The sequence below is a fragment of the Streptomyces sp. NRRL WC-3549 genome, assembly GCF_000721935.1.
Lineage (GTDB): Bacteria > Actinomycetota > Actinomycetes > Streptomycetales > Streptomycetaceae > Streptomyces.
Map to the genome: position 1 here is coordinate 27530 of NZ_KL585398.1, position 12285 is coordinate 39814.

The window sequence follows — 12285 nt, forward strand, 5'->3', positions numbered from 1 at the left end:
AGCCGATCCACGAGTGGCTGGAGCTGCGCCCGTTCCTGAGCGCGCCGCCCACCATCACGGACTGACCCATCCGATGGACGAGACACTGCTCCGGAGCCTCACCCCGGGCGTGCTCGGCATCCTCGTCCGCCGCGGAGCCGATTTCGCGGCGGCCGAGGACGCCGTCCAGGACGCACTGGTCGAGGCCGTCCGCGTCTGGCCGGACGAGCCGCCCCGGGACCCGAAGGGCTGGCTGGTCACCGTCGCCTGGCGCCGGTTCCTCGACGCGGCCCGGGCCGACACCGCCCGCCGCCGGCGGGAGGACCTGGTCGAGGAGGAACCGGCGCCCGGGCCCGTGCTCACGGTGGACGACACGCTGCAGCTCTACTTCCTGTGCGCCCACCCGTCGCTGACACCGTCGTCCGCGGTCGCGCTCACCCTGCGCGCCGTGGGCGGGCTGACCACCCGCCAGATCGCCCAGGCCTACCTGGTGCCCGAGGCGACCATGGCGCAGCGCATCAGCCGGGCCAAGCGCACCGTCTCCCGAGTGCGATTCGACCGGCCCGGCGACGTCGCCACCGTGCTCCGCGTCCTCTACCTGGTCTTCAACGAGGGCTACTCCGGCGACGTCGACCTCGCCGCCGAGGCCATCCGGCTCACCCGGCAGCTCGCGGCCGCGATCGACCACCCCGAGGTGGCGGGGCTGCTCGCCCTCATGCTGCTCCACCACGCCCGGCGCGCCGCCCGGACCGCGCCCGACGGCAGCCTCGTGCCGCTCGCCGAGCAGGACCGCGGCCGGTGGGACACCGCGTCGATCGCCGAGGGCATCGAGATCCTCCAGGCGGCGCTCGCCCGCGACCGGCTCGGCGAGTACCAGGCCCAGGCCGCCGTCGCCGCCCTCCACGCCGACGCACGCACCGCCGAGGAGACCGACTGGGTGCAGATCGTGGAGTGGTACGACGAGCTCGTCCGCCTGACCGACAGCCCCGTCGTCCGGCTCAACCGCGCGGTGGCCGTCGGTCAGGCCGACGGGCCGCGCGCGGGCCTCGCGGAACTCGCGGCGCTGGACGCCTCACTGCCCCGCCACACCGCGGTGGCCGCCTACCTCCACGAGCGCGACGGCGACCTGGCGACGGCGGAACGGCTGTACGCCGAGGCCGCCCGGGCGGCACCCGGCCTGGCCGAGCGCGACCACCTGATACGCCAGGCCGCCCGGCTCCACACCCGCCGGAGCCGCTGAGGCGCGGCGCGCGTGCGGAGTACCGGCCGGCGCGGGGGCGCCTCAGCCCGCCGCCTCGTCCATGAGGAGGTACAGCAGCCCCACCAGGGAGCCGCTGCTGACGATCTCCCGGCGGTCGATCATCCCCCGGACGTCCGCCAGCGGGATCCACTCGATGCGGTCCGACTCGTTCCGCTCCGTCGGAGGGCCCTCGTAGGCGGCGTCGTCGGCGCGGAACACGTGGTGCTGGGAGTCCGTGATGCCGTTCGCCGGTTCGGCGTAGATCAGGGGCGTCAGGGTGCCGACCCGCCAGCCGGTCTCCTCGCGCACCTCGCGTTCCGCGGCCTGGGCCGGGGTCTCGTCGTCCTCGACCAGTCCCATGGGCAGTTCCCACGCCCAGGTGTCCGTGACGAAGCGGTGGCGCCACATCATCAGGACCTCCCCGCGGTCGTTGACCACGGCCACCACCGCCAGGTTGCGGAGCTTGACGACGTAGTACTCGCTCCGGAGCCCGTCCGGCTGTTCCACGTCCGTCGCGTACAGGTTCACCCAGGCGTTCTCGTAGAGCGGGCGCTCCCCGTAGACCTTCCACCGCACTGCCGTGACCCCTCTCGGTCGTCCACCACCGGTGCGCTCAGCGTAAGTTGACCCGCATGACCGAGGGGACGGACAGCGTGGCGCAGGCGGTTCCGGTGAAGGGTGAGGACGCCCGGCCGGTGAAGGCCGAGGGTGGAGGGGCGGGCCGGGCTTCGCTGCTGATGGCCGCCGGGACGGTGGTGTCGCGGGCCACCGGACTGATCCGGCAGGTGCTCCAGGCCGCGGCGCTCGGGACGGGGCTGCTGGCCAGCACGTACAACACCGCCAACACCGTGCCCACCAGTCTCTACACGCTGCTGATCGGCGGCGCCCTCAACGCCGTGCTGGTGCCGCAGCTGGTACGGGCCCGTACGACACAGCCCGACGGTGGACGGGCGTACGAGCAGCGGCTGACCACCCTGGTCGTGTGCGTGCTGGCGGTGGGGACCGCCCTGGCGGTGTGGGCGGCGCCGCAGATCGTGGGCCTGTACATGCGGGACACGCCGGAGAACCATGACGCCTTCGCCCTGACGGTGACGTTCGCCCGGTTCCTGCTCCCGCAGGTCTTCTTCTACGGGTTGTTCGCGATCTACGGCCAACTCCTCAACGCGCGCGAGAAGTTCGGCGCGATGATGTGGACGCCGGTGCTCAACAACGTCGTGCTGGTCGGCATGTTCGCCGCGTACCTGGGGCTGATGACCGTCCCCGACCGGGTGGAGGACATCACCGCCACCCAGGTGCGGCTGCTGGGGATCGGGACGACGGCCGGTATCGCCGTGCAGGCCCTCGCCCTGATCCCGTTCGCCCGGGCGGCGGGCTTCCGGTTCCGGCCGCGGTTCGACTGGCGCGGCACCGGGCTGGGGAAGAGCGCCCACGCGGCGAAGTGGACGCTGCTGTTCGTCCTGGCCAACCAGGTCGCCCTGACCGTCGTCACCAACTACGCCAACGCCGCCGACCAGGAGCTGCCCCAGGCCGGGGCGGGCTACTCCGCTTACACCTACGCGCAGACCATCTGGTTGCTGCCGCAGTCCATCGTGACCGTGTCCCTGGTGACGGCGCTGCTGCCCCGGATGAGCCGGGCCGCCGCCGAGGGACGCATCGCCGACCTGCGGGCGGATCTGGCCCGGGGGCTGCGGATCAGCGGGGTCGTCATCGTCCCCGCCGCGTTCCTGTTCCTCGCGCTGGGCACGCAGATCTCCACCCTGCTGTTCGCACACGGGGCGGCGGACGCGGCTTCGGCCCGGCCGCTGGGGTACATGCTGCAGGCGTTCGGGCTCGGCCTCATCCCGTTCTCCGCGCAGTACCTGCTGCTGCGCGGCTTCTACGCCTTCGAGGACACGCGCACCCCGTTCCTCATGGCCGCCTGGATCGCCGTGGTGAACATCGCCCTGGCCACCGGCTGCCACCTGCTGCTGCCCGCCCGCTGGGCCGTGGTCGGCATGGCTGGTGCGTACACCCTCTCCTACGCGGCCGGGCTCGCCCTCACCGTGCTCCTGCTGCGCCGGAGACTGGGCGGCCGTCTCGACGACGGGGGCCTGCGCCGCACCTACGGGAAGCTGCTGTGCGCCGCGGGCCCGGCGGCGGTGCTCGGCTGGGCCGCTGCCCGTGCGTGCGCCGCCCTGGGGACCGGGACGTGGCCCACCGCGGTCGCCCTGGCCGCGGGGGCGGTCACCCTCGCGTTGGTGTATCTCCTGCTGGCCCGGCTCATGAGGGTCGGTGAGCTGCGGCGGCTGCCCGGGAGGCGCCGGCGGCCTGGTGCGCGACAGTGAGTGGACCGGGGCGTGGGCCGCGCCGGAGCCGGGTGCCGTCGTAGGGGCGGCCGGCCCGGGGCCGGGGTCCGGCAACGAGCCTGCCGCGAAAGGTGCTTGTATCGCCCCTCGTGCTGCGCGGAGCCGTCGGTGCACCATGTGCCGGTGAGTCCCGAGAAGAGTGTCCCGCCCACCCCGTCCACCCCGCTCAGCCCGAAAGAGCGTGCGGCATCGGTCTTCGCCGCCGTGGTGGGCTGTGCGTGCGTGCTGACGGCGGCCTTCCTGCTGCTGGTCCCCATGCCCCGGGCGCTCGACGACGAACGCGCCTTCCGGGAGGCGGTCGCCTGCGCTCCGGACGACGGCGGGAAGGCGGGCGACTGCCTGTGGACGATCGCCGCGCGGGTCGACCGGACGGAGAAGGTGCAGCGGAAGAAGAGCCCCTCGTTCTGGGTGTACGTCACCGAGCCGGACGGGGCGTCCACCCGCACCCGGCTCGACGGGAGGGCCGAGGACGTGCCCGCCGCCGGCCCGGGGAAGACCGTCCGGGTCACGTACTGGCGGGACCAGATCCGCTACGTCGACCTCGGGTCCGCCCGCCGGTACACCACCGCGGATCCGCGCGGTGACTACCGCCTGTACTGCACCTGGGGCTTCGCCCTCGGCCTCTACAGCCTCGTCCACCTGTGGCTCTGGCTCTGGGCCACCCGGTTCGCCCACCTGTCCCGCCGGGCCTACCCGTGGCAGGCGGGTGTCCCGACCGCGGGCGGGCTCGCCCTCGCCGCGATCGGGGCGTTCGCGCCGTGGCCCACGGACAGTCCGGGGGAAGCCCTCCTGGTCGTCGGAGTGTGCACGCCGGTGGTCGTGCTCGGGTGCGCGGTGGCAGGGCTGATCGTGGCACGCCGTCAGCGGGGCGACGACACCATCCGGCTGACGCCCTCCGCGCCGGAGGAGGAGCGTCGCTTCCCGGGCATGGTGGTGGGGGAGGTGCCCTACCAGGGCCGTGGCGGCTGGCTGGTGGCCGGCCCCGGCCTCCTGGCCTCGACCCCCGACCCGACCGGCGCCGCCTTCCGCCGTGAGGTGCCGCGCGGTCTGAGGCCGGTCCGGGTCCGCCCGCGCTACCGGCTGGACCCGGACCTGCCCGACTACGAGGGCAAGGCCGTCGTCCTGGAGTGCGAGGACGACGGCGTACCGGTGCTCGTGGTCACCCGGAAGAAGACCATGCCGTGGGTGCTCGGCGCGCTGGAGACGGCCGGGTCCGGCCTCGGGGACGCGCCGCGTCCGTGATCCGTCCGGCCGGACGGACCACGGACACCTCGGGCGGCACGGCCGTGGCGCGGCCGTGGCGCGTCCGCGGGGTTCCGGCCGGTTTCGGGACTGGTCTTCGAGACTTTCGAGGCCGCCCGGCCGCGCCGAGGAGTGCCGCCCGGCCGCGCCGAGGAGTGCCGCCCGGCCGCGCCGAGGAGTGCCGCCCGGCCGCGCCGCGGAGCACTGCTCCGGCCCCGCTCAGTCGAAGCTCTGCCCCATCTCGTCCAGGATCTCGTCGATGACCTCGCCAGGGACCCGCGCCAGGTCCTCCTCGATCCACATCCGCATCGCGATCCGTATCGAGGCGAGGAAGCCCGACGCCAGGACCATGGGGCGCACCGAGCTGTCCGCCGGGCCGCGCCGGACGGCCACGGCGTCGGCCAGGTCGCGTTCCAGTGCGGCGTGGTTGGCGAGCTGGCGGGCGAGCAGGGAGGGGTGGCGCATGGCCAGGCGGGTGCGGATGGCCCACTCGCGTTCCGGCAGTGTCATGCGTCCCGCGAACTGGGCCACCGCCTCCCGGAGGGCCGGCCAGGCGGGCTCCTCGGCGGGGCGGTCGCGGACCGCCTGGACGAGGGCCCTTATGTGCTGCTCCTCGCCGTAGAGGAGGGCGTCCTCCTTGTTGGTGAAGTAGTTGGAGAACGTTCTGCGGGAGATGCCTGCGGCATCGGCGACCGCCTCCACCGTCACATGGTCGAATCCGTGCTCGACGGTCAGGCGCAGCGTCGCCTCGTGCACGGCCTGGCGGGTGGCCGCCTTCTTGCGTTCACGCAGTCCCACAGGGCTTTCCATGCCTCCATTGTCCACGCGACGGTAAAGATTGCGCAATGTGCAAAATTGCCCATTGCGCATGTACAGTGAAGGCTTCCCTCATCTGTTCGAATTTTCCGGAGGTTGCGCGTGAGCGCACACACGGCCGCGCCCGCCGAGGCCGCGCCCATGGACCACCGCCACGTGATGCGGGCCCTGAGCGGGCTCCTCATCGTGCTGTTCGTGGCGATGATCAGCAGCACGGTGGTCTCCGTCGCGCTCCCGCAGATCATCGGTTCGCTGAACGGCACCCAGTCGCAGTACACCTGGGTCGTCACCGCCACCCTGCTGGCCTCCACGGCCTCCACCCCGATCTGGGGCAAGCTCGCCGACCTGTTCAGCAAGAAGCTGCTCCTGCAGATATCCATCGGCCTGTTCGTCGTCTCGTCGATCGCCTGCGGCTTCGCCCAGTCCACCGGCCAGCTCATCGGCTTCCGCGTCATCCAGGGCCTCGGCATGGGCGCGCTCCAGGTGCTCGTCCAGGTGATCATCGCGGCGATGATCAGCCCCAAGGAGCGGGGCCGCTACAACGGTTACCTCGGCGGTGTCATGGCCGTCGCCACCGTCGGCGGGCCGCTGCTCGGCGGGTTCATCACCGACACCTCGTGGCTCGGCTGGCGCTGGTGCTTCTTCATCGCCATCCCGTTCACGGTCGTCGCCTTCGTGATGCTGACCCGCACCCTGCACCTCACCGAGATCCGCCGCCCGGACGTCAAGGTCGACTACCTGGGCGCCTCCCTCATCGCCGCCGGCGTCAGCCTGCTGCTGCTCTGGGTCACCTTCGTCGACAACAACTTCGACTGGATCTCCTGGCAGACCGGCGTCATGGTCGGCGCGAGCCTCCTGATCCTCGCCGCGGCCGTCCTCGTCGAGTCGCGGGTCAAGGAGCCGGTCGTCCCGCTCCACGTCGTACGCCGCCGGGACCCCGCCCTCGCCATCATCGCGAGCCTCGCCGTGGGCATGGCGATGTTCGGCGGAGCGGTCTTCCTCGGCCAGTACTTCCAGATCGGCCGGGGCAACTCGCCGACCGAGGCCGGACTGCTCACCATCCCGCTGATGCTCGGTGTGCTCCTCTCCTCCACCGTCGCGGGCCGCCTCGTCTCCAAGACCGGCAAGGTCAAGCCGTACATCATCACCGGTATCGTCGTGCTCACCCTCGGCTTCCTGGGGCTGTCCACGATCGACCACGAGACCTCGCTGGTCATCGTGTCGCTGGGCATGCTGGCCGTCGGTATCGGTGTCGGTATGTCGATGCAGAACCTCGTGCTCGTGGTCCAGAACACCGTCCCGTTCAACGAACTCGGCGCCGCCAGCGGTTCGATCACCTTCTTCCGCTCGCTCGGCGGCACCATCGGTGTCTCCGTGCTGGGCGCGGTGCTCGCCAACCAGGTCGCCACGAAGATCGCCGCCGGCCTGGCGAAGCTGGGCGTCGACCCCGCAGCGTCCTCCTCGGGCGGCTCGACGCTCAACGTCGCGGCCATGCCGCCGGAGATCCAGGAAGTGGTGCGCGCCGCCTACGGTGACGCCACCGGCCACATCTTCCTGATCTCGGCCGGGATCGCGCTGGTGGGTGTCATCGCGTCGCTCTTCCTGACCCCGACGAAGCTGCGCGACAGCGTGGACCTCTGACCCCACGGCCGACCCCACGGTCCCGATGTGCCCCCGCGCCCCCACGGCGCGGGGGCACCCGTGTCCTCCGGGCCGGCCCCGGCACGGCCTTCCCGCAGTGGCGCGCCCGGCCACGCCCGTACCGCGCCCCGGTCCCCGCCGGCCGGGGGCCCTCCGGTGACCGCCCTGGCCCACCACCTGCGGCCGACCGTCAGCAGGCGCGTCCGCCGGCGCACTCGCCGGCGTGTTCCGCCGCGCCCGTGGACACACCCGGCACCCACCGGACGCGCTGAGGACAGGGGTACGGCGGACAAGCGGATTCGGGTAGTGTGACGCCTCCCGCACCGGGACCGACCTCTGGAGGTGAGCCCCATCACCGCTGTAGCAGGCAGGGCGCTCACCCCTCGCCGTCGCACGGTCCACCGGGCCTGAACGACCGCGGAGCGCCCATCGGTTCACCGGAAGGCTCCGCGCATGTCGTCACCCGCAACACCCCTCACCGCCTCCTCGGTCGTCGCCCGGCTCCGTGCCGCCGGCTGCGTCTTCGCCGAGGACGAGGCGGCCCTGCTGCGGCGCGCCGCCACCGGGCCCGCGCACCTCGACGCCCTGGTGGCCCGCCGCGTCGACGGCCTGCCACTCGAACACGTCCTGGGCTGGGCGGAGTTCTGCGGCATCCGGGTCGCCGTCGGCCCCGGGGTCTTCGTACCCCGCCGGCGTACCGAGTTCCTCGTACGGCAGGCCGCGGCGGCGGCCCCCGACCGGCCCGTCGCCGTCGACCTGTGCTGCGGTTCCGGGGCGCTCGGCGCGGCGCTCGCCGCCACCCTGCCCACCGTCGAACTCCACGCCGCCGACGTCGATCCCGCCGCCGTGCGCTACGCCCGGAGCAACCTGGCCGGCCTGGGGGAGGTGTACGAGGGCGACCTCTTCGCCCCCCTGCCCGGCGCGTTGCGCGGGCGCGTCGACGTCCTGCTCGCCAACGTGCCGTACGTACCGACCGACGACGTCGGACTGCTCCCCGCCGAGGCCCGCGTCCACGAGCCGCGGGTCGCCCTCGACGGCGGCGGGGACGGGCTCGACGTCATGCGCCGGGTCGCCGCCGAGGCGCCCGGCTGGCTGGCCCCGGGCGGCAGCCTGCTGGTCGAGACGAGTGAGCGGCAGGCGGCCCTGGCCGAGGAGGTGCTCCGCGCCGGCGGGCTGGTGCCACGGGTGGCCGTCTCCGAGGAGCTGTACGCCACGGTCGTGACCGGGACCCGCCCCGGGTAGCCCCGCCGGCGTGCGGATCAGGCGAAACGCCAGCGGGTCTGGCCGTACGGGTCGCCCTTGGCGAAGCCGAAGGCCGTGCGGGGGGCCACCCGGAAGACCTCCGCACGGCCGCCCGCGCCGTTGGAGAACATGCCGTCCGTGACGCCGAAGTGCCAGTCGCCGCCGTACTTCTCCTCCCAGGCCCCGGCCAGCGCGATCAGCCGTTCCTCGTCCGTCACCCGGACCGCCCGGCCCTCGACCACCACGTCGAAGCCCTCGTGCAGCGTGTTGGTCCCGGTGGTCAGGACGACCTCCGGGTTGGCGGCCAGGTTCCGGGCCTTGCGCTCGGCGGGGCCGGTGCAGAAGTGGAGCGCGCCGTCGGACCAGAGGCCGATCAGCGGGGTCACGTGCGGACGCCCGTCGGGGCGGACCGTGGACAGCCAGTACACCTCCGCCCCGGTCAGCAGCCGGACCGCCTCCGGCCAGGGGCGGGCGGTGGCGTCCTGCCCGCTGTAGTGCGGATCCAGGGCCGTCTCGGGCGTTTCGTTCCTGCTCGGCATGCGGATCTCCTCGGGGAGGGGGGAGGACGTCGTCTGCGTTCAGGGTGGACTCCGCCGCCGTCGCGAACACGTTGCCGCTCCGGGCGGGGCCGGCCCGTAGGCTCGGACGACGGATACGTGTGGGTCGGCGGGCAGGGAGAGCGCGGGATGACATCGGTGCCGGGACGCAGGAGCAGTACCTTCACCCGACTGGTGCGGCGCGGTTTCACCGACCCGTCCGCAGCGGAGCGGCTGCTGGCCCTCCCGGAACTCGCCTCCGTACGGGCCGACCCCGTCCTGCTCGACGCGCTCGGAGCGACCGCCGACCCCGACCTCGCCCTGCGCGGCTTCGTACGGCTCGCCGAGGCGCAGGAACCCGGCGAACGCCAGGTCCTCCTGGACACCGTCATCACCGCCAAACCGCTGCGGGACCGGCTGCTGGGGGTCCTCGGCGCCTCCGAGGCGCTCGGGGACCACCTGGCGGGCCACCCCCGCGACTGGCAGGCCCTCGTGACGTACGAGGCCACCGACCTGCACCCCGGCGTCACCGAGTTCGAGCACATGCTCGACGACGCCGTGGACCCGGACTCGCTGCGCGTCGCCTACCGGCGGGCCCTGCTCTCGATAGCGGCCCGTGACGTGTGCGGCACCACCGACGTCGCCGAGGTCGCCGCCGAGCTCGCCGACCTGGCCACGGCGACCCTGCGCGCGGCGCTCGCCCTGGCCCGTGCCGACGCGCCGGAGGACGCCGCGCAGTGCCGGCTGGCCGTCGTCGCGATGGGCAAGTGCGGCGGACACGAGCTGAACTACGTCTCCGACGTGGACGTGATCTTCGTCGGTGAGCCCGTCGAGGGGGCCGAGGAGAACAAGGCCCTCCAGGCCGCCACCCGGCTCGCCGCCCACATGATGCGGATCTGCTCCGACACCACCGTCGAAGGCACCATCTGGCCCGTCGACGCCAACCTCCGCCCCGAAGGCCGCAACGGGCCCCTGGTGCGCACCCTCTCCTCCCACCTCGCGTACTACCAGCGGTGGGCCAAGACCTGGGAGTTCCAGGCGCTGCTGAAGGCCCGGCCGGTCGCCGGGGACCGGGAACTGGGCGCGGAGTACGTCGCGGCCGTGTCCCCTCTGGTGTGGCAGGCCGCCGACCGGGAGAACTTCGTCGGCGACGTCCAGAAGATGCGCCGCCGCGTCGTCGACAACATCCCCGTCGACCGGGTCGACCGCGAGCTCAAGCTCGGGCCGGGCGGGCTGCGGGACGTCGAGTTCGCGGTGCAGCTGCTCCAGCTCGTCCACGGGCGCGGCGACAGCAGCCTGCGCGCCGGCTCCACCCTGGAGGCGCTCGGCGCCCTCGCCGACGGCGGATACGTCGGGCGGGCGGACGCCGCCCAGCTGGACGAGGCCTACCGCTTCCTGCGGGCCATGGAGCACCGCATCCAGCTCCACCGGCTGCGCCGCACCCACCTGGTCCCCGAGGACGAGGCGGACCTGCGCCGGCTCGGCCGCTCCCTGGGGCTGCGCACCGACCCGGTCACCGAGCTCAACCGGGCCTGGCGCCGGTACGCGTCCGTGGTGCGGCGGCTGCACGAGAAGCTCTTCTACCGGCCGCTGCTGGACGCCGTCGCCCAGCTGGCGCCCGGCGAGAGGAGGCTCAGCGCCACGGCGGCCGTCGTCCGGCTGGAGGCCCTCGGATACGCCGACCCGGCCGCCGCCCTGCGCCACCTGGAGGCACTGACGGCCGGGGTGTCCCGCAAGGCGGCCATCCAGCGCACCCTGCTCCCGGTGCTGCTGGGCTGGTTCGCGGACTCCGCCGACCCGGACGCCGGACTCCTCGGCTTCCGGCAGGTCTCCGACGCGCTCGGCAAGACCCCCTGGTACCTCAGGCTGCTGCGGGACGAGGGAGCCGCGGCGGAGAACCTCGCCCGGGTCCTGTCGGCCGGCCGGCTCGCCCCCGACCTCCTGATGCGGGCCCCCGAGGCCGTCGCCATCCTGGGCGACCCGGAGGGGCTGAAGCCGCGCGGCCGGGAGCACCTGGAGCAGGAGGTGCTGGCCGCCGTCCGACGCGCCCCCGACGCGGAGACGGCCGTCGCGGTGACGCGCGGCGTGCGGCGCCGAGAGCTCTTCCGTACGACCGCCGCCGACATCATCGGTTCGTACGGCACCGAGGAGAGCCCCGCCGAGGCCGACCCCGGCGCGCTCGTGGACCGGGTCGGCCCCGCGGTCACCGACCTGAACGCGGCCGCGATCTCCGGGGCCCTGCGCGCCGCCGTGCGCGAGCGGTGGGGCGACACCCTGCCGACCCGGTTCGCCGTCATCGGCATGGGCCGCTTCGGAGGGCACGAGCTGAGCTACGGCTCCGACGCCGACGTGCTGTTCGTGCACGAGCCCCGCGAAGGGGTCGGCGACGAGGAGGCGGCCCGCGCCGCGAACGCCGTCGTCACCGAGATGCGCCGACTGCTCCAGCTGCCCACCGCCGACCCGCCGCTGCTGATCGACGCGGACCTGCGCCCCGAGGGCAAGAGCGGACCGCTGGTGCGCACCCTGAAGTCGTACGCGGCCTACTACCGGCGCTGGTCGCTGGTCTGGGAGAGCCAGGCGCTGCTGCGCGCCGAGCCGATGGCCGGGGACGAGGACCTGGGCCGGGCCTTCGTCGAGATGGTCGACCCGCTGCGCTACCCGGCGGAAGGGCTCGGCGACGACGCGGTCCGGGAGATCCGCCGGCTCAAGGCGCGGATGGAGACCGAGCGCATCCCCCGGGGCGCCGACCCCACGCTCCACACCAAGCTGGGCCGGGGCGGGCTCAGCGACGTCGAGTGGACGGTCCAGCTGATGCAGATGCGGCACGGCTGGGCCGAGCCGGGACTGCGGACGACGCGCACCCGTGAGGCGCTGGCCGCGGCCTGCGCGGCGGAGCTCGTCGGGCACGAGGAGGCCCGGACCCTGGACGAGGCGTGGGTGCTGGCCACCCGGGTCCGGAACGCGGTGATGCTGGTACGGGGGCGGCCGGGGGACACCTTCCCCTCGAACCCACGTGAGCTGGCGGCGGTGGGACGATACCTCGGGTACGAACCGGGGCACGCCGGGGACATGCTGGACGACTACCGGCGGATCACGCGGCGGGCCCGGGCGGTGGTGGAGGAGCTGTTCTACGGGGCTGCGGGGTGAGCCGACGCGGCGCCGGCGGTCGGTGAACGGGGCCCGTGCGGGGCGGAGCCCCCGGGCACCGGGCGCGCCGCCCGCCTACGCCCCCGGTGGCGTCGGC

Annotated in this window: 9 protein-coding genes; 6 read left to right on the forward strand and 3 right to left on the reverse strand. The window is 73.7% G+C overall.

Features of this window, described 5'->3' with window-relative positions; genetic code table 11:
* Window positions 1–73: 73 nt before the first annotated feature.
* Window positions 74–1219: an RNA polymerase sigma factor gene (locus IH13_RS0114450; RefSeq protein WP_031084468.1), complete on the forward strand. Its 1146-nt coding sequence runs from the start codon at window positions 74–76 to the stop codon at window positions 1217–1219.
* A gap of 42 nt (window positions 1220–1261) precedes the next feature.
* Here IH13_RS0114450 and IH13_RS0114455 read toward each other — a convergent pair whose 3' ends face one another.
* Window positions 1262–1795 carry an NUDIX hydrolase gene (locus IH13_RS0114455; RefSeq protein ID WP_031084470.1) on the reverse strand — a complete coding sequence of 178 codons (534 nt, stop codon included), beginning with the start codon at window positions 1793–1795 and terminating at the stop codon, window positions 1262–1264.
* 56 nt (window positions 1796–1851) lie between these two features.
* Between IH13_RS0114455 and murJ the strand changes: the two genes are divergently transcribed.
* Window positions 1852–3543, forward strand: a complete 1692-nt coding sequence (murJ, locus tag IH13_RS0114460) for a murein biosynthesis integral membrane protein MurJ (protein WP_031084471.1) — start codon at window positions 1852–1854, stop codon at window positions 3541–3543.
* Between the two features lie 144 nt (window positions 3544–3687).
* A complete protein-coding gene (locus IH13_RS0114465; protein WP_158791179.1) occupies window positions 3688–4806 on the forward strand; it encodes a hypothetical protein in 1119 nt (372 codons plus the stop codon).
* Window positions 4807–5025: 219 nt separating this feature from the next.
* Here the strand turns inward: IH13_RS0114465 and IH13_RS0114470 are convergent, their stop codons facing one another.
* Window positions 5026–5616 carry an acyl-CoA-like ligand-binding transcription factor gene (locus tag IH13_RS0114470; RefSeq protein ID WP_031084475.1) on the reverse strand — a complete coding sequence of 197 codons (591 nt, stop codon included), beginning with the start codon at window positions 5614–5616 and terminating at the stop codon, window positions 5026–5028.
* A 147-nt stretch (window positions 5617–5763) separates the two neighbouring features.
* Here IH13_RS0114470 and IH13_RS0114475 point away from each other — a divergent pair, with 147 nt between their 5' ends.
* Window positions 5764–7263, forward strand: a complete 1500-nt coding sequence (locus IH13_RS0114475; RefSeq protein ID WP_199814668.1) for an MDR family MFS transporter — start codon at window positions 5764–5766, stop codon at window positions 7261–7263.
* 453 nt (window positions 7264–7716) lie between these two features.
* On the forward strand, window positions 7717–8505 hold the full coding sequence (locus IH13_RS0114480) for a putative protein N(5)-glutamine methyltransferase (RefSeq protein ID WP_031084479.1): 789 nt from the start codon (window positions 7717–7719) through the stop codon (window positions 8503–8505).
* A gap of 17 nt (window positions 8506–8522) precedes the next feature.
* On the opposite strand, the gene IH13_RS0114485 is transcribed toward IH13_RS0114480, so the two are convergent.
* Window positions 8523–9044, reverse strand: a complete 522-nt coding sequence (locus IH13_RS0114485; protein ID WP_031084481.1) for a pyridoxamine 5'-phosphate oxidase family protein — start codon at window positions 9042–9044, stop codon at window positions 8523–8525.
* Between the two features lie 147 nt (window positions 9045–9191).
* Here IH13_RS0114485 and IH13_RS0114490 point away from each other — a divergent pair, with 147 nt between their 5' ends.
* Entirely contained in the window at window positions 9192–12188 is a 2997-nt protein-coding gene (locus IH13_RS0114490; protein WP_031084483.1) for a bifunctional [glutamine synthetase] adenylyltransferase/[glutamine synthetase]-adenylyl-L-tyrosine phosphorylase, read from the forward strand.
* Window positions 12189–12285 lie beyond the last annotated feature (97 nt).

Bases quoted from the DNA above. Each gene is read 5' to 3' on its own strand.
- IH13_RS0114450 (WP_031084468.1), top strand. From the start codon at position 74: ATGGACGAGACACTGCTCCGGAGCCTCACCCCGGGCGTGCTCGGCATC.
- murJ (WP_031084471.1), top strand. From the start codon at position 1,852: ATGACCGAGGGGACGGACAGCGTGGCGCAGGCGGTTCCGGTGAAGGGT.
- IH13_RS0114470 (WP_031084475.1), bottom strand. From the start codon at position 5,616: ATGGAAAGCCCTGTGGGACTGCGTGAACGCAAGAAGGCGGCCACCCGC.
- IH13_RS0114475 (WP_199814668.1), top strand. From the start codon at position 5,764: ATGGACCACCGCCACGTGATGCGGGCCCTGAGCGGGCTCCTCATCGTG.
- IH13_RS0114480 (WP_031084479.1), top strand. From the start codon at position 7,717: ATGTCGTCACCCGCAACACCCCTCACCGCCTCCTCGGTCGTCGCCCGG.
- IH13_RS0114485 (WP_031084481.1), bottom strand. From the start codon at position 9,044: ATGCCGAGCAGGAACGAAACGCCCGAGACGGCCCTGGATCCGCACTAC.
- IH13_RS0114490 (WP_031084483.1), top strand. From the start codon at position 9,192: ATGACATCGGTGCCGGGACGCAGGAGCAGTACCTTCACCCGACTGGTG.